The 22,761-nt window shown below is 47.3% G+C and carries 19 protein-coding genes; 3 read left to right on the top strand and 16 right to left on the bottom strand.

All coding sequences use genetic code 11. The features are described from left to right. Window positions 1-6: 6 nt before the first annotated feature. Together FHS17_RS11490 and FHS17_RS11485 are read right to left on the bottom strand one after the other, a co-directional pair. Window positions 7-420 carry a GNAT family N-acetyltransferase gene (locus FHS17_RS11490; RefSeq protein ID WP_167278541.1) on the bottom strand — a complete coding sequence of 138 codons (414 nt, stop codon included), beginning with the start codon at window positions 418-420 and terminating at the stop codon, window positions 7-9. A gap of 15 nt (window positions 421-435) precedes the next feature. Further along, complete coding sequence (locus FHS17_RS11485) at window positions 436-867, bottom strand: MarR family winged helix-turn-helix transcriptional regulator (protein WP_167278540.1); 432 nt, start codon at window positions 865-867, stop codon at window positions 436-438. A 121-nt stretch (window positions 868-988) separates the two neighbouring features. On the opposite strand from FHS17_RS11485, the gene FHS17_RS11480 reads away from it, so the two are divergent. Then, complete coding sequence (locus tag FHS17_RS11480) at window positions 989-1,576, top strand: NAD(P)H-dependent oxidoreductase (protein ID WP_167278539.1); 588 nt, start codon at window positions 989-991, stop codon at window positions 1,574-1,576. A gap of 62 nt (window positions 1,577-1,638) precedes the next feature. Here FHS17_RS11480 and FHS17_RS11475 read toward each other — a convergent pair whose 3' ends face one another. The 14 genes from FHS17_RS11475 to FHS17_RS11410 all read right to left on the bottom strand — a co-directional run bounded on the left by FHS17_RS11475 (window position 1,639) and on the right by FHS17_RS11410 (window position 20,908). Continuing rightward, window positions 1,639-2,490 (bottom strand): diguanylate cyclase domain-containing protein, encoded by an 852-nt coding sequence (locus FHS17_RS11475; protein ID WP_167278538.1) that lies wholly within the window; start codon window positions 2,488-2,490, stop codon window positions 1,639-1,641. Window positions 2,491-2,495: 5 nt separating this feature from the next. Beyond that, window positions 2,496-4,580 carry a cellulose biosynthesis cyclic di-GMP-binding regulatory protein BcsB gene (locus FHS17_RS11470; RefSeq protein WP_167278537.1) on the bottom strand — a complete coding sequence of 695 codons (2,085 nt, stop codon included), beginning with the start codon at window positions 4,578-4,580 and terminating at the stop codon, window positions 2,496-2,498. A 15-nt stretch (window positions 4,581-4,595) separates the two neighbouring features. Beyond that, on the bottom strand, window positions 4,596-5,846 hold the full coding sequence (locus tag FHS17_RS11465; RefSeq protein ID WP_167278536.1) for a glycosyltransferase family 2 protein: 1,251 nt from the start codon (window positions 5,844-5,846) through the stop codon (window positions 4,596-4,598). Next, the gene (locus tag FHS17_RS11460) at window positions 5,843-7,420 is read right to left on the bottom strand and encodes a hypothetical protein (RefSeq protein WP_167278535.1); all 1,578 of its coding nucleotides are present in this window, start codon (window positions 7,418-7,420) and stop codon (window positions 5,843-5,845) included. The genes FHS17_RS11465 and FHS17_RS11460 overlap by 4 nt, the downstream gene beginning before the upstream one ends. Next, a complete protein-coding gene (gene wsfD / locus FHS17_RS11455) occupies window positions 7,417-8,955 on the bottom strand; it encodes a glycan biosynthesis hexose transferase WsfD (RefSeq protein WP_167278534.1) in 1,539 nt (512 codons plus the stop codon). The genes FHS17_RS11460 and wsfD overlap by 4 nt, the downstream gene beginning before the upstream one ends. 34 nt (window positions 8,956-8,989) lie before the next feature. Beyond that, window positions 8,990-10,138: a hypothetical protein gene (locus tag FHS17_RS11450; RefSeq protein ID WP_167278533.1), complete on the bottom strand. Its 1,149-nt coding sequence runs from the start codon at window positions 10,136-10,138 to the stop codon at window positions 8,990-8,992. Between the two features lie 658 nt (window positions 10,139-10,796). Beyond that, complete coding sequence (locus FHS17_RS11445) at window positions 10,797-12,806, bottom strand: alpha-L-arabinofuranosidase C-terminal domain-containing protein (protein ID WP_167278532.1); 2,010 nt, start codon at window positions 12,804-12,806, stop codon at window positions 10,797-10,799. A gap of 49 nt (window positions 12,807-12,855) precedes the next feature. Beyond that, window positions 12,856-13,707, bottom strand: coding sequence for a helix-turn-helix transcriptional regulator (locus FHS17_RS11440; protein ID WP_167278531.1), 852 nt, complete (start codon window positions 13,705-13,707; stop codon window positions 12,856-12,858). An 82-nt stretch (window positions 13,708-13,789) separates the two neighbouring features. Then, entirely contained in the window at window positions 13,790-15,298 is a 1,509-nt protein-coding gene (locus tag FHS17_RS11435; RefSeq protein ID WP_167278530.1) for a sulfatase-like hydrolase/transferase, read from the bottom strand. 159 nt (window positions 15,299-15,457) lie between these two features. After that, window positions 15,458-17,014: a ribosomal protection-like ABC-F family protein gene (abc-f, locus tag FHS17_RS11430; RefSeq protein ID WP_167278529.1), complete on the bottom strand. Its 1,557-nt coding sequence runs from the start codon at window positions 17,012-17,014 to the stop codon at window positions 15,458-15,460. Between the two features lie 178 nt (window positions 17,015-17,192). Beyond that, window positions 17,193-17,822 carry a 2OG-Fe(II) oxygenase gene (locus tag FHS17_RS11425; RefSeq protein WP_208420330.1) on the bottom strand — a complete coding sequence of 210 codons (630 nt, stop codon included), beginning with the start codon at window positions 17,820-17,822 and terminating at the stop codon, window positions 17,193-17,195. A 92-nt stretch (window positions 17,823-17,914) separates the two neighbouring features. Beyond that, window positions 17,915-18,751, bottom strand: a complete 837-nt coding sequence (locus tag FHS17_RS11420; protein ID WP_167278527.1) for an RMD1 family protein — start codon at window positions 18,749-18,751, stop codon at window positions 17,915-17,917. Window positions 18,752-18,867: 116 nt separating this feature from the next. Next, window positions 18,868-19,473 carry a GNAT family N-acetyltransferase gene (locus tag FHS17_RS11415; protein ID WP_167278526.1) on the bottom strand — a complete coding sequence of 202 codons (606 nt, stop codon included), beginning with the start codon at window positions 19,471-19,473 and terminating at the stop codon, window positions 18,868-18,870. A 94-nt stretch (window positions 19,474-19,567) separates the two neighbouring features. Further along, the gene (locus FHS17_RS11410) at window positions 19,568-20,908 is read right to left on the bottom strand and encodes an aminotransferase class I/II-fold pyridoxal phosphate-dependent enzyme (protein ID WP_167278525.1); all 1,341 of its coding nucleotides are present in this window, start codon (window positions 20,906-20,908) and stop codon (window positions 19,568-19,570) included. A 146-nt stretch (window positions 20,909-21,054) separates the two neighbouring features. Between FHS17_RS11410 and FHS17_RS11405 the strand changes: the two genes are divergently transcribed. Both FHS17_RS11405 and FHS17_RS11400 read left to right on the top strand, forming a co-directional pair. Then, a complete protein-coding gene (locus tag FHS17_RS11405; protein WP_167278524.1) occupies window positions 21,055-21,990 on the top strand; it encodes a DMT family transporter in 936 nt (311 codons plus the stop codon). Between the two features lie 59 nt (window positions 21,991-22,049). Further along, window positions 22,050-22,748 (top strand): Dph6-related ATP pyrophosphatase, encoded by a 699-nt coding sequence (locus tag FHS17_RS11400; protein ID WP_167278523.1) that lies wholly within the window; start codon window positions 22,050-22,052, stop codon window positions 22,746-22,748. Window positions 22,749-22,761 lie beyond the last annotated feature (13 nt).

Here is a 22,761-nt window from a genome sequence, read left to right as displayed (position 1 = left end):
CATGTTCTATAGTTTTTTGTACATCCCAACGGAGTTCGGAGCTGTGTATTCAAATCCAAATTTCTTGTACAAGCTATCCGCGGGTATATCGGCGATCAGACTGACGAAAGCCCCTTTTTGCCCATGGGTATTTAGATAATCCATCAATTCCGTCATAATCCGCTTGCCGTAACCATGGCCTTGATAGTCGGGACGAACGGCGATGTCCACGATTTGATAAAAACAGCCGCCATCTCCTATAACTCTCCCCATCCCAATCAGCTGCTGGCTTGAATCTCTCAAGGTAACCGCAAAGATGGAATTGTCCATGGCGATCCTGGCACCGTCCACATCTCGTGGACTTAATCCCGCTGCAGCTCTTAGAGCAAGATATTCTTCTGGACCCGGTGCCTTACTAAGAACATCAATCTTCTTGTCCATGATTAATCCCCCTAATTATCGAAAAATGGTCGATCCAAGCACATGCAGTGCTTCAGATATTCGGGACAATTCCTCATCCGATACATCCTTAACCTGCTGCATAAACAGCTTATTCATATGATCGAATGCTAAGGCCATTCTCTCCTCGCCCAGCGAAGAAAGCCGAATGTACTGTTTTCTGCGATCTTCCCCATCCCCGGTCTTCTCGCATAACCCTTTTTCCGTCAGCTTTCGGATTTCCCGGCTTGTGTTTGGCATCGAGATCCCTGTGCAATCGCTGATTTCACTTAAGGTCATCGGCTGCTTCACCGACAAAAGCTCCAGCATGCCATATTGAAGAGGCGTAATATCATCCATCGGCAAATCCTTGGTCATGTCGTAATGCAATTGATGAGAGGATGCAATGAGGGAGACCAATTGTTGAAAGACGATTTCCTTGGAGGCCATACCAAAACATCTCCTTGTATTAGGCTCAGGCGTATAATTGTTATCAAATAACAATTATCTATTGACAACTAATTTGACCACATGGTAACTTCTTATCAAATGATAACAAAGAAGGTGCCCTATGAAAACCCTTATTATTTATACGCATCCGAATCATCATAGTCTAAGCTACTCATTTCTGCAGAGAACAATACAAGGTCTGGAAGAAAATCCACATGTAGATGAAGTCCAAGTACTGGATCTGTATGCGGAATCCTTTGATCCGCTTCTCGTGTTCAACGAGGACAAACGAAGAAGAGATATGCATAGGGATCCGGAGCTTACGAAATACCGGAATCAGCTGCTTTGGGCGGAAAAAATCGTATTCGTCTATCCAATCTGGTGGGGACGGCCCCCTGCAATGCTGCTTGGTTACATTGACCGCATGTTCGCTTCCAATTTCGCTTATCGCGATAAAGGCGGGATGCTTCCGGAAGGCTTACTGAAGGGTAAGACGGTTGTATGTGTCTCCACGATGAAGGGTCCCACTCTCTATCCGCTGCTCTGGCTGAATAACGCTCATAAGGTGCTTATGCGAAAAGCCCTGCTCAGCTATGTTGGTATTAAGAAAGTGAAGTTTTTCGAATTTGGCGGCATGGAGAAAAAACAAGGCAAGCAAGAGCAGAAGCTGGACCGGATTTATCAATATTTTAAGACGATTGCGCAATAAACTAAAAAGGCAGCATGCGATTCGCAGCTGCCTTTCCTTGAGCAGAGTCAACAAACTCTCTGCTATACATCATACTCTAGTTCCTTCCGTGCCCGAGCGATCCACTCCAGAGGTGTAGGTGTTTCTTCGGCATTATACTCGAAGGCACCCATTCTAAGGTTGAGCTCAAATCGGTTGCGGCTTGATCTCTCCGTCTCGTTCATCTCAATCATTCTGCTCCGGATCCGATTCATCACAATATCTGCGCCGTCCCGGTCCGTGAATAGGAGCAGCCCCCAAGTCGGGTTATCCTGCGTCAGCATATACAGCGAATCATTCGCCCGAATGCTGGTCTGGCTGATCGTTGTAATATTGTAGACAGCCGCATTAAGCTGCTCCTCGCCGATCATACGTCTCAGCTCATGCCAGTATTTGACGTTCAGAACGAGCAGCGTTAATGGAATCTTGTAGCGATCTGACAATGCCATGAACACTGTCGTATCCTTCTGGAAGGATAGCATATTTTTCAGATTCGTACTCTCATCCATCGTTGCGAGAGAAGCATTTTTCTTCGTCAGCATGTCGTTCTGCTCTTGAAGCTGTTTGCTCGCCTGGGTGAACATCCAGGTTATCGCGGTAAACACCGGCGTCATGAACAGCCAGAAGTAGCTTTGGGCGGTCACGACATCTCCCTGCACAACCGTCTGATAGATCGTGAACGTACCATACCCGAACACAAACAGGATGTTTAAAATAAGCCCCGTCGTAATCGTCGTAAAATACGTGATGATCGCGATCAGGAACGCCACATTCAAGAAGATAATATTTTGCAGATAAAGATTCGGATCACGCGCCGTAAACATGATCGTGACGAAGCACGCAATGAACAGAAGCAGGAAGCCCCCATCCGATATCAGGCTTGAGTTACGTCTCATGATTCCTACCTCCTTCTTCTCTTCTTCCGGTGCTTACGAACGAGAAGCACAAGCGATACGAGCACCAGAACAAGCACAAGCATGATCACGACGATGAAGCTGACAACGTCGCTGCGATCAAGTACTTGGGTAAGTGCAGCCGGCTCTTCTGACTCAGCTACCTTCTTGAATCGGAAAGCGTTAACCTGTCCGTTTTTATCGACCATTGCCCCGTCACCGAAAATTTTATATAAATTAGCCGAGTTACCGACCAGCTTTGATGCTAAATAGACGTATTCCGAGCTGCTCCCCGTTATAGCCAGAAAGCCATGTCCCTTGCCATAATGAGAGTCGATAAGCTGCAGCGTCCCAATCCTCCGCCCGTAGCCTTCTTCAATACTTACTTTCTCATTAGATTGGAAGCCTTGGCCTTTCTCGTCATATTGGAAATACAACTTGTCGTTATTATCCCGAATGTAGCGGTTATCGGCGTAGGATCCAATCGCGATAACCTGCCGGTCCTTCAGTTCACTCTCCGCTACTTCATCCGTATAAAACCGGATTTCACCGGTATTAGAGGTCGCGAATTGACCCATGAGATTAAACAAATTCGAAAGTGCCGCATACGTGTAGTCGTCGCGGGTTTTGGGTAATACAACAGCTACCCGGTTAAAGCTGCCGTCCCGAAGGAACGGATACGGGTAATTATTGAACAGCATATCCGTACGATCCTTTGTATTCAGTTGAAGCACCGAATCCTTGGAAACAAACGCCCAAGGCATCTGATCCTGATTACCAGTGCATATAGCGTTCTTCAACTCCAAATCAAAAGCCGTCGTAATCGTGAAGTTACCGGAAATACCAAGGTTCTTCGGAATCGTTAATTCGAGATTGTCGCCTCCCGCACGCTCGGCGGTCAGCTTTTTGCTGCCGATTGGTACATTGTTAACAAGAACCGTAATCATCGAACGGTCAAAGTCCAAATTGGTAGCATAACGGAAATCCAGACTCAGCTTGCTGGCTTCCGCAATGGAGCGGTTACTAGGCAGCGTGATGAAATAATTTTTCTCCCGATGCGATGAGCCGGTCAGCTTGTCACCCGAATCCGTCAGCGGAAAATAACGACTGATGCTGGAGACTGGCGTATTGACCTCTGTCGCCTCGTCCACAAGCTTCGACGAGCCCTGTAATTGTTCCATCAAAGCGGAATTGCCAATGAAACGGCCGGCTTTTTTCAGCATTTCCTCATTGTCTGACGTTACGACGAGTAGAGAAGATGTTCCGCTTTGGATAAGCTGGATAAGCGCCTTATCCTGCAGGGATGTCTCATTCAGCTTCGCGCGCAGGTCTGACGAAAGGTTTTTCGTAAGTCCAACGAGAATACCCAGCGGTTTATTTTTCACATTATCCGCACGGTAAGGCAAGAGTGGAATGTTGTGCGCGGTATTCTCACTTACACCTGTTAATCCGGACAACGCGTAGATGGCAGCCTCCGTTTCATTCAGATCACCTTTCTCCGGTACAAATACAGCAGCAAGCCCATCCTGTACCGTATCCAGTCCAATAAAATGGCGGCTGAAATCGCTGATACTTGCACCTACAGGCTTCAATCCATATTTCACATCAACACCTGAGCTGTTGAAAATTTGCAGCCAGCTGCCCTGATCCTGTGTTGGGGTACAGATCTGATCCGTGTTATTTTTAGTCTGAATAACCCCTTCAATCGTCAGCTCATTCACACCGCTCTTCAAGTACTCAAGCGGAAGACCAATGGTTCGGGTCACCTTTTTATTCGTATCGGTCCCTGGCCTTAACGTGTAGAAAGGCTTGCCGTTTAGTTTAAGCGTAACGGTCGATGAATCATTGATCGTAAGCTGTGATACTTTATAATCCAGCCTAAACGCTGCACTTTCGACCTTCCAATAATTCGGCACCTGAAAAAACTGCTGAGCATACGCGCTGGTGCCCAAAAGCGAGGTTTCCGTCATTGGTGTTTCGTATGTCTTCTGCACTTCCGCTGCCGCTGCGGTTCTTGTCCCTGCGCCCGGAAGAAGCAGTGCGGCAAGCAGAGCAACTACCGCCCATACCGCAATTCCTGTTCTTCTATTCATGTGATCACTTCCTTCTCAGAACCGTTCCGTTTTGTACCATTTGGCTTCGCGTTTAAAAATAACGTCCTTCACATATTGATAAAGGCCGTTGGCAGCGACGAGCATCCATAGCTGACAGTAACTGATGTACATAAGTAAAATAATACCGAGATTCGAAGGACGCATTTCGCCCTTCTCCGTAATAAGCGTAACAAACGTCCCAACCACGAACAGTGTGATGGCGAGCATCCACAAGTAGAGGCTTAGTCCCGAAATCGTCGTATGGACATAACCTAGAGCATGCAGGACGAGTAACAAGTCCGATGTTAAGAGCGATGTGACAAGTAAGAAATAGATGGCTAGAAAATACAGGATATCAAAGCGAATGGTACGCGCTTCCGGACGGAAGAGCAGCGGGATGTTTTTGACAATCACATAAATATTGCCCTTCGCCCAGCGTGTTCGCTGCTTGAACCATACCTTAACCGTCTGGGGCTCTTGCTCCCAGGTAACCGACTTGGGCTGGAACTTGATCCGGTAACCCATCATGTAAATACGGAAGCTGATCTCTGTATCTTCAGCGATCGCCTTCGTGTCCCAGCCTCCAATCGCCTCAATAATATGCCGGCGCATGATGAAGTTGGTGCCTGGAATCGTACACAGCTTGAACAGCTTCCACCTGCCGGCTTGTGCCATCCACTGAAACGATAAGGTCTCGATATTAATAAATCGGGTAAGCAGGTTCTCATCCCGATTCCGCGTCCGAAATTTGCCGATAACCGCGCCAAGCTTAGCGTCATTAACAATTTCGGCTACAAGATAACGAAGCGCAGTCCGCTCCGGGGTATTATCTGCGTCGTAAATGGCGATCAGCTCCCCCTTGCTGCGGGTGAAGCCGATATTAAGCGCGTTCGATTTCCCTTTACCTCCGGTAATATTATCGGTATTAATGATGATCAGATTGCGGCTCTTATATTTCTCCTGCAATTGACCTAGCAGTACACTGCTATTATCTGAAGAATTATCATTAATAACGATAATTTCATACCGGTCATGCGGATAATCAAGTGCGAGTAATGACTCTACCGTTTTGGTAATCACTTTGCCTTCATTATGGGCCGGTACCATAATGGATACAAAAGGCGCTTCCCCTACGAGCTCGGGCGGCATCTCACTCTCCAGCTTCATATAGTAGAAGTAACCAGCGATGATCAGCGCTATATTTACGAGCAGTAAAGACCAGATACATAAAACGCAAATAACCATTAATATATCCGGTATCGTCATAAACTCCCTCCCGACTTGTAGTATTTTTTCTTATACAATCGATATCCCACCGTTAGGAAGACGACGAACAGCATTAATGTTGTTACAATCAGTACAATCAAGACCCTGTTCTGCACCGAAAATAATAAATGAAAGCTCTCTTTTTGTACGGGTGCCTTCACTTGAAGCGCTTCCTCCGTTGGATTCGACTGATCCTGCAGGTCAACCAGCTTGCCGTCGAGAAGCAGTGCCCCTTGTAAAGATTCGGCTTTGTGCGAACTGCTGCTCAGGCTATGCTCACCGGACTTAAAGTCGGCGAATGGCAGCCAACTGCCCGCTATAGAATGAACAGCCTCCTCCTGCTTGGCTTCACTCTCAAACCAATCAAAAGTGATCGCCAGATCAACTGGAAAAGCAGGCCATATTTTGTCTGCACGATTAACCTGGAGCAGCTCTTCTCCCCGCATACTGTAAGGTGATGAAGTAAACGGCTGAACAGCCTCCAATTGTTCCTGCATGAATGCTGTTTCATTTGGGAACAAAATCGTTGTATCCGAGAACGCAAAGCCCGCTTCGCGTCCACTCTTCTCCTGCGCTCTCTTCATTTCACCCGTCATGCCAAGAGGGGCAATACCCACTTCGGCCAAATCATTTAAAAACCCGTCCATCTGCTCCTTTAGGATCGAAGCATCCTGTCCCATAGACGTTGGTGCCGGTACGTTGACAAGTACACTGCCGTTATAGGACTGCACGGTTTGCAGAGCAGCCAGGTATCGCTTCATTGCCGGATAATCCGTATTGCTGAACAGTGGGCTAACACTAACCAGAAACGGAATGCCGGCCTCATACAATTGCTTCGAGAGCCCCTCAAGTCTATTCAAATCAATGAACGGCGTCACTCCACGAATGAGCAAATACGCCTGTGTGGGAGTATCTGCAGCTTCTATACCAAGCCATGCTCGCAGAACGTAGGTAATCGCCACTTCACTCATATTGCCCGGCTCGAAATACGGCACATAGGCATAGCCGCCAGCCTTAATAGCGAATGGACCATTAATAGTCCCGTCCGTAGACGTCATTCGTCCGTAAGTCTCGCCCTTTCCTTCTGCAATGAAATCCAGTCGACTGACGAATACATTGTCCTGCGAGAGTCCATCAACCGACAGCTTAAGCGATTGCCTCGTTCTAGTCTCCGTCTGCAAAGCGAGCTTTCCGCGAAGAAGGTCGGAGGGATTGTAACCGATATGCAGCTGGTCTTTTTCTGTGTATAGTTCAGCCCCATGCTTGGTGGAGTCACACAAATCCTCCGTGTTACATACCGTGATCAGCTTCTCGTAATCCGCTGCCATCTCCGGCTTATAGTCGTCAGAAGCCAATGTCTTAACTGCCATCCCAAACGATAGAAGCAGCTGCTGTAAAGCCTCTACATTACCAGCCGCAGGTGTATCAACCCCCAAGCTGTCATAGACGAGCAGTACATTCGTAGGCTTGGACTCCTCTTGTGCAGCCGCGGAAGCCGGGAGCAGCAAAGCTCCCAGTAAGCTGAGACATACCGTATAGAACAACCAAAGCTTAATTGCTGCTAGTCTGCTCATTGCTGTCCCTCCTGCTGCTGCAACAACGATTGTTCGTCGTCTTCTTCGCCTGCATTTCTCTGCGCATTTGGTCCCCATAACCGGCGGCAGACGCAGTCGGCTACCGTCCAGAAGGTTACCAGATCAAACGCCACCGCGAATAAAAACTCATGCTTTGCGATGTCCGCATCTCCGGCACCAATGACGGCTACCCCCATCGCACAAAGCCCCGCTGCCATCATCATGAGGATAATAGGAAGACGAAGCGCCCTTCGAATTGCACGCGCCTTAACAGCTTTATAGAACGAAGGGGCATACAGTCCGGCAATCACAATCATCCATAACACTACGAACCCCGATGTCTTGGGAGCCGCCAGCTCCTTCAGATAGCTGTATCCGGAAAAGGCCACCGTACGTGCCCCAAACGACTTGCCCGCCGCCTTTTCGTAGTTGCCAAGCTTCGTTCGGTTCGAAAAGGCATTACGCGCTGCTGTCTCGAAAATCTTGCTCGCTGCATCGGGATGGGACAAGTAATACCGCGCGATAGATGGGAATCCATACTTGTCCAGGAATTGAGTCTGCATCTCTTCTGATTCGACGGGAATAGGTGAGAACTGATCATAATAAATCTCACCGGTAAGGACGGCAAACTGCTTGTCTATGCCAAAAAAGGCCAGCGCTTCTTCCGGATTATCCGTCGTCATCAACACACCTCGCGTCATTGCGTGGTATTTGTTTATGTTTACGAACTGCTCCGGAATTAGAGCATACGTCCCCACTGCTGTAAGAAGCAGAACAACCGCCTGTAATCCGGCGATTACCCGAAATATCCTCTCCCGCCGCAGGAAGACGAACAATACCCCAACAATCGCAACGATTAGACAAATAGGCGCATTCTGTTGTTTACTCGTCGTGAGTATGATCGCGCTAACGCCAAACAGGAACAGCAGGAAATAATCGTTGTACTGCCGCTGGTAAAGCAGCATACATGCGCTGAACAAGAGCAGAAGCATAATGAGCACGACACTCTCACTATAGAAAGAATTGAAATACGCGACATACCCGATGTCCCCAAATACGAAAATCGCAGCAACTGCCAGCCCGTAGCCTGCTCTGCGTGAAGCCTTCCAGGTTACGGCCTTCACGAGCAAATACACGGCACCAACATACAGCACGCCGTACAGCGCTGCCTGTATTCGTATATCAAACTGCTTATCATAACCAAACCACTCACTGATCTGAAGAGATAAGCGGACAAATAGTGTCTGCGAAGACCACAACAGCGCACTATTCTCATTATAAAATTGGAAAATTCCGAAAGTTTTGACAAAATATCCGAGAGTTTGGCTCGTATAATCCGGCACATTAAAGTACAAGCCGTTGCTGTACAAAATCCGGTAATAATCCCCGTTATCCGCCATGCCGACATAAGGAGGAATAAAGAGCTCAATCAGCAAAATAAGCGCAACGCCAAACGCTGCCAGCGAGGCCGGAGATATGTACTTTTCTAAGAAGAAAAGCGTTTGTTTCAATTTCATCCGCTGCAGCTTATTCATGCTATGCCCCTTTCCGCACCGTTCCTATGAAGTCTTAATAGGCATAAGCCAATAAAGCCAACAAATTATCGAACGAATAGACCTCTTCAGTAGCAGCATTCCCGAAGCTTCCATTAATCGGGCTTGTCCCATCCTCGATTCGGTATTGCTCCATTCGGTGAATGCTGTCCTCATAAAGCCCTTTATCCCCAATCGTTGAGCCGATCATCGCCGCAATGGCATAAGCGGCTGTAGATTGGATATCCGTAACCGGTTTACCTTCACGATCATAACGGCCGTACAGCGTGCCTGCCTCCACAACCTTTTTAATGTACGTGATGCTTGGGGCACGCTCCTTGCCGATTTCAGCGAGAGACAACACCGTCAGCAGTGACTCGATCGTACTTATTTCACCCTCATGGTCACCGTATGTATCTGTTGCGTACTCATAGCGGGTTTCATAGAACGGGAACTTATCAGATAAATACCCACCCGAGACGATTTCCAAAAGCTTGTTTTCCAATTTCCGTTTATCTTTTGACGAGGCGTCTAACAATCGAATAGATTGAAAATCGGCATAACATAAAGTTAGAAAATCATTAGTCGTACCATAGGTTATATCGTAGAAATCAAACAGCTTGTCCTGCTGGACATTATGTTCAAATACAAGATCACCGTAACGATCAGCTTCCTGTCCGTACGCATCTCCAAACGCAGTTTCTGCCTCATACAGCGCGCGGTTAATCCGCAGATCGTCAACGACGGCATTAACCGGGTATTTCTTGTCGAGCAAAGGACTATATCGATAACTAAAGCCAGCTTCCGTTGCCAGCGTCTGCTTTGCCCGGGACCACACGGTGTCAAAGGCATCCTTCTGCCCGGTCAGCACATAATAACGCATAAGCAGACCTGCAGATTCACTTAACGTCTCGTGCCCAGTTGCGACTTCCGCGGCTTCATCGGTTTCCTTATAATTCGTATAGACACCAGCTTCGCCCACCAGCTTCTGCTCAATGAACCGCTGCAGCTCCAGACGATGTGGCTTAAACCCCAGCGTATCCCCGTATCTAGCGGGAGCCGCCTCAACCGCTTTGCCATCGCTTCTGCTGTCACCCAGACTGCTAAAAAACCAGACCACTCCCAGCAGTACAGCTGTCAGGGTCGCCAGAAGAGTAATCCGCTTTTTCACCGTCTTCAACTCCATCTATATATTCTGCTATTCTATCATCTTTTGAATATAAAATTTTAATATTTTTATTGTATGATGATTAGAATTTAATGGAAATTTCAAAAAAAGTCTATAAATAGATGATTTTACTTCATAATAACCTAAAATTGTTTCTAAAATATGAAGAACTGAGAATTAGTTACACAAAACTAAGCTTAAAGTCCCAAAGAGGGATATCCATGACCATTTATGTTAAATATTTACACAATTAATTATGATATAGGATAATAGTGCCAAATATATCCTATAAAAAAGAGACTGTCCCATGTAGGGAAATTCAAGGAGTTCCCCTACATGGGACAGTCTGGTAAAACTAGTTACGTCCTATAAGACCCTACGAAGGTCTTATTTAATGTTCGTTGTGCGAAACTAATACTCATAAGACCCTGTGAGGGTCTTATTTTCATAATATTCGTAGAAAACCTAGCTGTCATGAGCACTTCGAGGTGCAATAAGACCCTGCGGGGGCTTTATACAATGGTAGTTCAGTGAAATTAGTATTCATAAGACCCTACGAGGGTCTTATCGTTGTATTACGTACAAAATGAATAAAGGGGGCTGTCCCATCGTCATTTAATGACGATGGGACAGCCCCCTTTTCTCTTTTCTCTTTTCTTTTTCTCTTATTTTCTGCTTAGCGTCGAAGCTCCAGCACGTTGACGGAGTGAGGACGAAGCCTCACCCGGAGGTGACCGTCATTCGAAATTGCTAGCGACCTTTCAGTTGCAAGGATCCGTTCTGGCTCAAACACGGAATTAATCACCTCGTAATCGTCAGCACCAATCTCCCAAATCACAGCCTGCTCCTGCTCAAACGCTAGGGCATGGATATCAACCTCTTCGGGTTCCAAGCCTCTATTAACAACAAATACGGTGAGCACCTGCTTGCTGTCATCAATACATGCCGCTACATCTAGCGTCGGCAGCGGTGTGGCCGCAAGTCCAAACTGTGGGCGGCTTCCTTCCCAAGGATAAGAACCACATTCCGTCTGTACCGGTACGACCGACGCAATCGGCCGGTTCGCATACAGCTGCATGACATGGTAGGTTGGCGTTCCGTATACCGTCTGGCTTTTCCCGCTCCAGCCAGCAATCTTACCGCGATATTGATCGGCATAGTGGTCTCCTACCCGAATGCAGCCACCGAGCCAGCCGTTGACGAGATCAGAGTAGCTGCCGATCTGAACCAGATTCGACTGACGGATAAATTCATTCAGATTCGCTGCATTAGCGACCGCTGCTTCAAGTGTATGCTCGTTTGGCAGCCCTTTGCGAATCGTGTTCGGATAATACATGGTATTGTACTCCGTAATCGCCAGCTTGACGTGGCCATAACGAGTATCGCTGTTAATCAGCTCACTTGCTTGATTAATAATGGCTCGAGATATCTCTGGGAAGGAGGATACAGCAGCATACCTTGCTTCCTTCGACGTATCCGGATGAATGCCAACCGTAGCAGAGCCATGGTAAATATGTAGCGTCAGCATATCAATATGTTCTGCTGCTGCGGAGAGCAGTGTACGATTCCAGGCAGGATCAACATCACCACAAGCGAGAAGAACAACCTCCGGATCCACCAGCTTCAAGGCTTCAGAGAATCTAATGTAGCGCTCAGCGAACTGCTCAGCGGTACAATGCCCATGCTGCCAAGGTCCATAAATTTCGTTGCCGATCTCCCAATAACGGACCCGATATGGCTCCGGATGTCCGTTCTTTACACGCAATGCCCCATAAGGTGTACTCTCGTCACCATTACAATACTCCAGCCATGCTGCCGCTTCCTCTGGCGTGCCCGTTCCGGCATTTACGCAGATTAGCGGCTCAGTATCTGTTGCTTGGCAGAAGGCAAGGAACTCATCTGTGCCAAAATACTTGTTCGTCCATCCACCCCATGCCTCATTAACCATATTTGGGCGCTCAAACACTGGTCCAATCGCATGCTCGAAGTGATAGGCACTAATATAGTTGCCGGCCAGCCGCATCATGCCCGGCTTCAGCTGCCGAGTCATCTCTACGACCTCACGTTTCACGAAGCCTACACTATCTTCCGGCAGCATCGATACATGATCGATCCACAACATACCCGAGCCGGTAGAATCTCTCCAGACCTCCTCTTCCGAGGAGATAAGAAGTCGAAGCTCTGCCCGCTCGTGCGACTTCAAAGCCGTAAGCTCGAACTCATAGGTCTGCCAATTATGGTTCCTCAGCTCAAGCTCCGCCTTGCCTAGCTGATCTCCTGTTTCCGGGTCAACTAACTCGCAGACGAGCGCTTTCAGTTCAATCGCTGCTCTCGCAACAAGCGACAGCCGGTACGTCATACCACCCTTGACTGCTACACGCTGAGCGATTCCTCCGTAACAGCGGTCATCACTGAGGATACGGATCCTCTGGCTGTGGCCGGAATGCTTAGGAGCGGCCGGCTCCAGGCTGTATTGTGTGTTCTTCCCATTCGTCACCGGGTACCAGCCCGCCGATACACCATGGCTTGCGGCCTCTTCCTCAAAGTCCATGTCCTTAAGTGTGAAGGCGAGCATCGCATCCATATGATCACGGATATCCTCCACAAAGTGGCCGAAGATAAACGGGTTAATCCGTTCTTCACCGGCGGCTGCTGTATCTATAGTAATAGTCGAAAGATTGTTCATTTTTAAATGTCCTCACTTTCCTCTTAATTAGCCTTTAAGGGTCGACACCTCATTGCGACGAATGATGCTGCAGACGATAGTTACTAGGTGAGATGCTGTAAAAGTTATAGAAAGCTCGGGAGAATGCATACACATCCGCATACCCAAGCGAGAGAGCAATTTCGGTTACCGTAAGTGTTGCTTGCAGCAGCAGCTCACTCGCCTTCTCCATCCGCTTCTGAATCAAATAATGCTTAGGCCCCATCCCATAGCTGCGGGTAAATTCCATGTATAGATGAGAGCGGTGAACGCCAGCAATCTCTGCTACATCGGATACACTGATTGGCTCCATATAGTGGCTGCTTATGTAGTCCTCGCATTTTTTCAACCAATCTACCGTCTTCTTCTGACCCTCATTAGGCGGAAGAGACAGCATAGCGAACAACTGATAAAGGGCTTGCTGAAGCTGAAGCTCTGCCCCTTCATCAGCCATCCAGCCGAAGATCTGCTGGACGAGGTCATGAACCTCAGCGGAAGCTTTACCGTGAAGATAAGGTCTCCCCTCGGTCAACCCGATTCTCTCTAGAAGATGGAATGCCTGCGGCCCGTCAAAAGCCAGCCAACACATACGAAGAGGCGAATGTGTTGTATATTCAGCAACCTGATAGCTATGTTTTCGGCCGGGATACAGACAGAACAAATCTCCCTTCCTGAGACGTTCCTTCCCTTCCTCGAACGTAAAATCTACTGATCCATTCAGAACAAAGTGAATAGAGTAACACTCGATCATACGAGTGCCTATGGCATAATTGGCTTTCGCCACATTGTTGCCGGACCGGATGGGCCATAGCCCTCCCAGCTTCTCGAATTCGGACGGTGTATAATAACGGAAATCCACATATTCATGAGCGTGCTCCTTCAATCGTCAAACCTCCCCTAGGATTCTGACTCTTACTTAAGGATACTTAACTCGCTCTTGTATAGCTACACGTTATTGTCCCGGATCACGCATGCCAAATACGAGGCATCGGCATTGGTTCCTTCCCAAGCTCTGCCCAAACGTATTTCAGCAGCAGCTCTGTTTTTAAAGCTTGATGCTCGGGGTCATCCCACAAATTACGCAGCTCGCCAGGATCTTTCTCCAGATCGAAAATCTCGCCGTATGTCTGATTGTAGTACACGGTGATTTTATAACGTTGATTCACATAAGTTTTCTGATGGATGGTCGTTGGCTCATGCCGGAATTCACAGATTGCATGGTCTCTCGCTGAAGAGCTTTTGCCACGCCAAACATCACTTTGATCAACCCCTGTGATCTCCGGACGAATGCCCAGACCACTCATAGAAAGGAAGGTCGGAGCCAAATCAACAAGAGACTGGATCGCAGACGACTGCTGCCCTGCGGGAACTTGACCCGGATAACGAACAATAAACGGAAGCTTGATTAGATCTTCATAATGGAAGCCTCCCTTATATTGCAAGCCATGCTGGCCAAAAAAGTGACCATGATCCGTCGTAAACACGACAATCGTATTGTCAGCAAGCCCCAGCTCGTCGAGCTTATCCAATATACGGCCGATATACTTATCCATAAGGCTGATCATCCCGTAATAGGTCGCTACTAGCTGCTTACGTTCCGTTTCCGGCAGCAGATGTGATTGATAGCCATGAATCGCCCGCCCTGTCTCCAGCAAGTGAGAGAAGTCTGGATTCTCCTGCTGTGTTTGCCCAAAATGCGGTGGATTCTGATCATGCTCCCCTGGGATCACTCCCGGAATCGTCAGCTTATCGGGATCGTACATACGATCCCAAGGCTCGGGTACAAGATAGTCAGGATGCGGATCAAAGAAGCTCGACCATAAGAAGAATGGCTCGTTAGCCTCCTTATATTGTGTAAGAAGAGCGTTGGTTCGTTCGGCAATCCACGTATCATAGTGGAACTCTTCTGGGATTGGCCAAGTGTGTGTAATTGATGGATCCATCGTCCCTGTTGGTGCTAGGAAGTAATCCCGCCAGTTATCGCAGCCTTTCTCCTCCAACCAGAGGGTATAATGCTGCCCTACATGTGCTTCGTTCGTATGATTACGCGCCAGCTCGACATGGTCAAAGCCATAAAACGGACCATTAAAGTTACGCCAGAAATCCAAATCCTGCAGCGTTGGATAGGCTTCCAGCGATGGATACTCCTCCGTGCTGTGCAGCGGTTGAAAATGAGCTTTGCCAACCAGCGATGTCTTATAGCCCGCTTCTGAGAAATCTGCCCCAATTGTCTTACGGTCTTCGAGCAGCTTTGTACCAAGCGTCCACGCCCCATGCTGACTTGGATATGTCCCGGTAATGATGGATGCCCGTGTAGGTGTACAGGTCGGATTTGGGCAATAGGCCCGAGTGAACGTCGTCCCTTCCTTCGCTAACCGATCCAAATTAGGCGTATGAAGCTCTGGATTAAATGCCCCTATCGTATTCCAATGCTGCTGATCGCTAGTAATAAGCAGAATGTTTGGTCGATCCACTGTAATACCTCCCGTTACTATAGTGACTTTGAGGGTATCATAGCTCAGCCCGGCCCCAATGGGAATGTCCTTATGTATTTGGCAAAATGTTGGGTCGTAATCAACAAAAAAGGGAGGCACATCACGGATTCGTGACTGCCTCCCAATTCCATCTATTTTTTATCTTTGGCTCTGCATAGCCCAAGATTCAACATCCCATGTTTTTGTTACCCAATCTTCATAGAAATCAGGCTCGTGAGAGACGAGTACGACTGTACCTTTGTAAGCTTTCAGAGCGCGCTTCAATTCGGCTTTAGCGACGATGTCCAAATGGTTCGTCGGCTCATCGAATAGGATCCAGTTACTCTCTCGCATCATCAGCTTGCAAAGTCGAACCTTCGCTTGTTCTCCACCACTAAGTTGATTCAGAGCACGTGTAATATGCTCGTTCTTCAGACCACAGCGGGCAAGCGCTGCGCGAACCTCATGTTGGTTCATGAAGGAGAACTCATCCCATACATCCTCCAGCGGAGTCATCGTAGGCGCCTTCGCTTCCTGCTCGAAGTAGGCAGGAGTCAAATAATCGCCAAGATAAGTCTTGCCATCCAGTGGTGGAATAACACCAAGAATCGTCTTAAGCAGCGTCGACTTACCAACGCCGTTGCAGCCTACGATTGCAATCTTGTCGCCTCGCTCAATAACCATATCCATCTTAGGCAGCAGCGGCTTGTTATAGCCGATGACCATTCCCTCAGCTTCAAATACCGTCTTGCCGCTGGTTCTAGACTCTTTGAAGTTGAAGGTTGGCTTTGCCGCTTCCTCCGGCTTATCGATACGATCGATCCGGACGAGCTGCTTCTCACGGCTTTTCGCACGTCCAGAGGTTGAAGCACGAGCTTTATTTTTCTGAATAAACTCTTCTTGCTTCTTAATATAATCCTGCTGCTTCTCGTATGCGTCGATATGCTGCGCTTTGTTCAGCTCAGACATCTCCAAGAACTTCTCATAGTTGGCCGAGTAACGCGTCATCTTCGTAAATTCAAGATGATAAATCACGTTAACAACCTGATTCATAAAGCCAGTTTCATGAGAGATCAGAACAAACGAGTACGGATAGTTTTTCAAATAATTGGTCAGCCAGTTAATATGCTCTTCATCCAAATAGTTGGTAGGCTCATCAAGCAGCAGAACGCCTGGCTTCTCAAGCAGCAGCTTGGCAAGCAGAACCTTCGTCCGCTGTCCGCCGCTTAGTGCGGTAACATCGCGGTCAAGCCCGATTGCATTAAGGCCTAAGCCGTTGGCCATTTCATCGACCTTTACATCGATCAAGTAGAAATCGCCGATTTCAAGCTCCTCTTGAATTTCACCCATACGTTCTAACAGCTGCTCCAGCTTATCCGGATCGGCATCGCCCATTTGCGCAGCAATGTCGTTAAGCTCCTCTTCCAATACGAGCAACGGCAGAAATGCATCCTTCAGAACATCACGAATTGTCTTCCCTGCTTCAAGCTTCGTATGCTGGTCCAAATAACCGTAACGAATACGCGGCGTCCATTCCACCTTGCCTTCGTCCTTGAGCAGCTTACCTGTCAAAATATTCATAAGCGTAGATTTACCTGTACCATTCGCACCAACAAGCCCAACATGCTCCCCCTCAAGCAGACGGAAAGACACATTCCTAAACAACACCCGATCGCCAAACGTATGCGATAACTGCTCTACTGTTAACAAACTCATTATTATTTATCTCCAATCATTTATATAAACCTTAATTAGCACTCACAAAGCATCATTGTAACACAGATCCGTTCATTCAACTCCGGACATTAGCGGATATTCCTAAAATTTACTTGCCGCTAATAAAGAAGGCCGGAATCCTCAGCGGGATCCCGGCCTTCTTGTCTATTTGAAAAATTTAGCGATATCTTTGTCTTCTCATCCATTGGGTGGCGACCCATTTCTCTCCGGCTGCTACAGGATGACCCGCATGTAACGTTAATTCGTTTAAGTGGGCATCGTTGTAGAAATATTCGAAGTAAACGGCACTGCCTTTCTTAGGTGTGACCGAAAAATGAAGCGATGGGAAATACGTCTCCCCGCCTTCTTCCACATCATTCAGATACATCACCAGCGTACTGATCCGATTATTAACGTCATTACCTTTTGTGAAATAGTCAAAATGAGGATGATACTGTTCACCAGGCTGATAACGTAACACTTGCAGCGGCTCCGCATGAGAGACCGGAATATTCATCAGCTCAGCAACTCGGGATTCCACTTGTTTAATGCTTTCATTTTCACTTTCCTCGAAGAACATGCTGCTGCTAGTTCTAACGTCGCTAACATCGTGAGAGTTCCCTATTTTGGCTCGCTGCATTCTAGCTGTAGCCAAGTCAATCATCAAGTCGCATTCCTCGGAGCTTAATACATTTTCCAGGATCAAAATAAGCGGTTCATCCATTTTCCCAACGATACGAATCTCTTTATCCTTGGTCAGGATTTTGTTGCCCGTAGACGCTACGATCGTCTGCTCTTTAATGGTCATCGTCTCGATCCTCCATATGGAATACTGAGGTCGTATTCGATTCGGCATTTTGTCAGTCGATTAGTCATTCTCCGTCCAACGGGCAAAACCCTTTATGGCAGCAATCCCGCAATCTGCAATACGGTCAGAACAACCTCAATAACAATAAGGATAACAATGATCCATTCTACAAATAACCCCCGTATCGAATGGCTGATCGTGGAGAACCCCTCCATGATGTGATGTAAAAGATCTGTTTTACTTTTTAAAATTTTATATCGATCATTCAGCTCAAAAAACTCCAGCATTTTATCATAAAATTCGCCGGCATGGCTAATACTCCATGTTATATCAGGCTTGTCCAAAATCATGATATAACCAAGGGTGTTGTACTCGTAACGCAAGATGATGGCCGTCGTCCTGGCCAGTTCCTTGTTGCCGATTCTGAGCCTTCCTTTTTCCAGCCGTTCAATCATGTTCTCAAGCTTGTCATGGATCTTCCCAAGCTGCTCTTCAATCTTCTCCAGCGCAACCGATTTCGCCAGTACCGTGGCTATAAGCTCAGGATGAAACTCCTCATATTCAGGTACTTCCACGTATTCATCGGTTAACTCCATCGTCTCGATCTCGCCGTAATGAAGACGGTAATCATCGGTATATCGGTCTATATTCGAAATATTGATGTCCGGCTCGAAGGCCTGGACATAACTCAAAAAACTCTTTATATCTTCAGGTCGTGAATAATTAACGAAGACAATACTGCCGAAGGAAAACACTAGTACCTGCTGTGAACCGTCTACTGGACGTTTCAGGATGGCCGCTAGAATATCACCTTTCAAGATCAAAGGCTGCTCCCAGGTGTATTTCTTAGGAATTCCGCAATGGATGGCGATTTGGTTCAAATCAATTTCATTCGTAATCGCATAGGCTTTAAAGGTAACTTCCTTCATTTCTATCACTCATTTCGATGGACAGTATTACAATATTATTCCCCGCAGCTTAGCCTTATAACCATAAGAACCGGGACATCTCCATCAAGGAGACTCCCGGTTCATAACTTCCTCTTTTATCCGCCGCTACCGGCCTCATCCATCTCAAGGAGCCGATCCTTTACAAGAGGCCACTCTTTTTCCAAAATACCATAGAAGACATTATCATGAAGCGTACCTCCGTCGGTTGCATCAAGTCGATGCCCGCGAAGCACACCTTCCCTTATTGCCCCGATTTTCTCCAGCGCTCTTTGCGATCTTACATTTTTGCCGCTGGCGGAAAATTGAACCCGGATCACACCCAGCTCCTCGAAACAGTACTGAAGGAGAAGCAACTTGCAAGCCGAATTAATCCCCCTGCCCCAAAACTCTGGAGAAAGCCATGTCCATCCGATTTCAACGTTTCGATTGGATAGATCCAAATCACCAAGCCGTGTCGTCCCTGCCAAACGTCCACTGGCTCTATCGATAATAGCGAAAGGAAGCTGCGTTCCTTCTGCTCTACTTACCAATGCAGATTCAAGAGCAGACTCAATCGCTTGCTCCGTATTGTTTTTTCGCCAAGTCAGCTCCCAAACTCTCGGATCACTGAGCAATTGAGCTAACTCCTTCACATGCCTGGACTGCAAAGGCTGAAGAACAACTTTGTGGTTTTCTAGAGTGAGGTCGTTACGAAAATTCATGATTACCCCTCCTTTTCTTCATCCTATCAATTGGCCAGGACAGCATGAATGTAGGAAGGCACCAATTATTTGCAGTTATTGAACGATTCATCCTTCAGCGGCTGCCCCTTTTCACTTCCTCCACGATCACTCTAACCCCTTCATCGATATGCTCAGGTTGTGTCTGGGAGATGCTGATCCGCAGGAACTTCTCCCGCTCTAGATAATTTTCTAAGTAGAACCCTTTACCTGGCACAACACTAATATGACGCTCAGCAAGCCGTTTTAGGAGACGGTCAACATTAACTTCCGGCCTCAGCTTAAAATGCGTATAGATGCCTGATCGGATATCAGGCACTTCCATCAGCCCCGGTTCATTGTACCGCTCCACTGATTCATTCAAAGCCAGCATGCGTGACGCGTACAGGCTGCCTATTTTATGCTTATGCCGCTCGTACATGCCATTCTTGATGTATACTTCAAGCGCCGCCTGGGATAACAGCGAGGTATCAGGATATATTTTATAAGCATAAAAAGGCTTCAGCAGCCGCTCCGGCAATACGATTGCACCTACTCTTAAGCCTGGAAAGATGATTTTAGAGAAACTCTTTACATAGATGACATGCTCTCCCCCATCACTGGCATAAATGGGATCCATTTGCCGGTCTGAGCCCAAATCCGCCATGTAATCATCTTCTAGAATAAACACATCATATTTGCCAGCCAGCTTCGCTATAGCCTTTCGCTCATCCACGCTATAAGAGGTGCCTAGCGGATTATGATACCTGGACATGGTATAGAAAAATTTGATTTTGCCGCTCTTGAACCATCGCTCCAATTCCTGCAGATCTATACCTGCCGCCGTACGAGCGATGCCATACACGGGTGTGCCCTCTCTCTCCAAAAATCGCAAATACCTATCATAGCTCGGCTGCTCTACCAATACCGCTTCTCTGCCATTTGGGAAAGGCATTTTCGCTAATATTTCAAGCGCCTGCTGCGCTCCTGAGGTGACGATAATACGCTCCGCTTTGGTGAATACCTGATCATTGGCCAAATGAGAAACAAGCGTGTGACGAAAGGACTCCAGTCCTAGCGGATCGCCATAAGTAAACAAATCGTACTTGTAAATATCAATCGCTTTGTTAAGACAATGCTGAAAATCCAAATACGGGAACGCGTCCAGATCCGGTAATACTGTAGCAAAGTAGATCATTTTGCTGTCCCGGTTATCGCGCCAATCTCCCGGCTTCACAACGACATAAAAGCCGCTTTGCGGAACCGAATAGATAACGTGGCGCTTCTCAAGCTCCGCATATGCCCTCGTAATTGTACTGATGCTGCATCCATAGACTTCCGCAGCACTTCGGACAGAAGGCAGTTTTTGACCGGGATGATAGGTCCCCTGCCGAATCTTATCCTCCATATCCGATAATATCGAAAAGTATTTTTTCACTCTGTCCCCCTATTCCCTCCAGCCAACTGTATCGATACAGTTCGGGTAAAATGACATTGTTTGGTTTACTATTATAACTTATCTTCTAATCAACGGATTAAAACGTTCGCGAACACGCTTCCGTGAGTTAGAGAGGATGATGCACCATGAATCAAAAGAAAATAAGACTTCCTTATTTCCTCGCCGTGCTTAACGCGGTCATTATCGGATTATCATTTTTGTTTGCCAAAATCGTACTCGATTACGCCAGCCCGCTCGACACGCTGGCCTTCCGCTTTGCCATTTCGTTTCTGCTTATGTCCATACCGGTAGCTTTTCGCTGGGTTAAGCTTTCATACAGGAACAAGCCGCTATACAAAGTACTGCTGCTGGCAACGATGTACCCGCTTGGATTCTTCACCCTTCAGGGGTATGGGCTTCAGCATGCCAGCTCAGCGGAAGGAGGCATTTTGTACGCGTTCACCCCGGTCGTCACGCTGATCATTGCCTCCCTATTTTTGAAAGAGGCAACTAACGTTTTGCAGAAACTATCGATCTTTCTGTCGGTGTTTGGTGTTGTCTTTATCTTCGTCATGAAAGGCAGCAGTATTGATCTGTCCAACCTGCTCGGGATCTCGTTGTTATTACTGACTTGCGTTGCATTTGCAGGATATACCGTTCTGGCCCGCTCGCTGTCGAAGCAGTTCAAGCCGGCTGAAATCACTTATTTGATGATGGGAATTGGCTTCGTCTTTTTCCTAATCACTTCGTTCACCAGCCATGCGTCCGCGGGAACCCTTCATCACTTATTCGCACCTCTCACCAGCGGCACCTTTATCGGATCAATCCTATTCTTAAGTGTAGTATCCTCGCTGGTCACAGCACTAACGTCCAACTACATTCTGTCCAAGATGGAAGCGTCGAGAATGAGCGTATTTGCCAATCTCTCTACCATCGTATCCATGACGGCCGGAGCGCTATTCCTTGGAGAAGAAGTGACGGTATATCACCTGATCGGCTCCGTACTGATTATAGCTGGGGTAATTGGCACAAATACATTAGGCCGAAAAAAAGAATTAGATAGTCCGATACAGGCGAATTAAAAAGGGTATCGCTATATGTTACAATTCACAAAGCATAATAATAAAGGAGAAAGATAGGAATGAACGAGACGGTGAACTGGAAAAATGGTGCTCACGGGCATAAATTTATAGCTTCATTTAGCGGGGGAAAAGACAGCGTCCTGGCATTGTATAAATCAATGAAGGTTGGAGAACCAATCGGACTTATCGTCATGATGGAGGAAGAAGGAAAACGTTCCAGATCCCATGGCATGCCTCCTGAGCTTATCCGCGCTCAAGCTGAATCAATTGGCTTGCCTGTTTATACAACTGCTGCAAGCTGGGATGATTATGAGAATAAATTTATAACTCTATTAGAACAAGCTAAGCGTCAAGGTGCTGAAGTGTTAGTCACAGGAGACTTAGATATGCCTATCGACAACTGCTGGCATGACAAGGTTACTCAAATCGCAGGCCTTAAACTTGGAATGCCGTTATGGGAAATGGATCATCTAGACGCTGTCGAGGAGTTTATAAATCTCGGATTTACCTCCATTGTGGTCACTGTCAATTTGTCGCTCGGAATGCGGGAAGAAGATTTGGGACGAACATTAACTCACGACTACATAAAAGAATTACAAGCCCGTGATATTGACCCTTGTGGAGAAGGCGGCGAGTTCCATACCACCGTCATCGACGGCCCTCTCTTCAAGTGTCCTATCCCTGTTCGCAAAGGCGACATTCTGAGGCACGGGGATTACGCCTTTTTACCTTTGGAACTGCTAGAACAATCCTTTTAAACTGGCTTAAAAT

It is taken from the genome of Paenibacillus lupini (assembly GCF_011761355.1).
GTDB lineage: Bacteria > Bacillota > Bacilli > Paenibacillales > Paenibacillaceae > Pristimantibacillus > Pristimantibacillus lupini.
Note: the sequence above shows the minus strand (reverse complement) of the source record. Positions and strands in the feature narration are given on the sequence as shown.

Excerpts from the sequence above, each read along its gene's own strand:
- FHS17_RS11400 (WP_167278523.1), top strand. The coding sequence starts at position 22,050 with ATGAACGAGACGGTGAACTGGAAAAATGGTGCTCACGGGCATAAATTT.
- FHS17_RS11485 (WP_167278540.1), bottom strand. The coding sequence starts at position 867 with ATGGCCTCCAAGGAAATCGTCTTTCAACAATTGGTCTCCCTCATTGCA.
- FHS17_RS11405 (WP_167278524.1), top strand. The coding sequence starts at position 21,055 with ATGAATCAAAAGAAAATAAGACTTCCTTATTTCCTCGCCGTGCTTAAC.
- FHS17_RS11420 (WP_167278527.1), bottom strand. The coding sequence starts at position 18,751 with ATGAAGGAAGTTACCTTTAAAGCCTATGCGATTACGAATGAAATTGAT.
- FHS17_RS11425 (WP_208420330.1), bottom strand. The coding sequence starts at position 17,822 with ATGACCATTAAAGAGCAGACGATCGTAGCGTCTACGGGCAACAAAATC.
- FHS17_RS11450 (WP_167278533.1), bottom strand. The coding sequence starts at position 10,138 with ATGGAGTTGAAGACGGTGAAAAAGCGGATTACTCTTCTGGCGACCCTG.
- FHS17_RS11465 (WP_167278536.1), bottom strand. The coding sequence starts at position 5,846 with ATGACGATACCGGATATATTAATGGTTATTTGCGTTTTATGTATCTGG.
- FHS17_RS11480 (WP_167278539.1), top strand. The coding sequence starts at position 989 with ATGAAAACCCTTATTATTTATACGCATCCGAATCATCATAGTCTAAGC.
- FHS17_RS11475 (WP_167278538.1), bottom strand. The coding sequence starts at position 2,490 with ATGAGACGTAACTCAAGCCTGATATCGGATGGGGGCTTCCTGCTTCTG.
- FHS17_RS11470 (WP_167278537.1), bottom strand. The coding sequence starts at position 4,580 with ATGAATAGAAGAACAGGAATTGCGGTATGGGCGGTAGTTGCTCTGCTT.
- FHS17_RS11460 (WP_167278535.1), bottom strand. The coding sequence starts at position 7,420 with ATGAGCAGACTAGCAGCAATTAAGCTTTGGTTGTTCTATACGGTATGT.
- FHS17_RS11445 (WP_167278532.1), bottom strand. The coding sequence starts at position 12,806 with ATGAACAATCTTTCGACTATTACTATAGATACAGCAGCCGCCGGTGAA.
- abc-f (WP_167278529.1), bottom strand. The coding sequence starts at position 17,014 with ATGAGTTTGTTAACAGTAGAGCAGTTATCGCATACGTTTGGCGATCGG.
- FHS17_RS11490 (WP_167278541.1), bottom strand. The coding sequence starts at position 420 with ATGGACAAGAAGATTGATGTTCTTAGTAAGGCACCGGGTCCAGAAGAA.
- wsfD (WP_167278534.1), bottom strand. The coding sequence starts at position 8,955 with ATGAATAAGCTGCAGCGGATGAAATTGAAACAAACGCTTTTCTTCTTA.
- FHS17_RS11415 (WP_167278526.1), bottom strand. The coding sequence starts at position 19,473 with ATGAATTTTCGTAACGACCTCACTCTAGAAAACCACAAAGTTGTTCTT.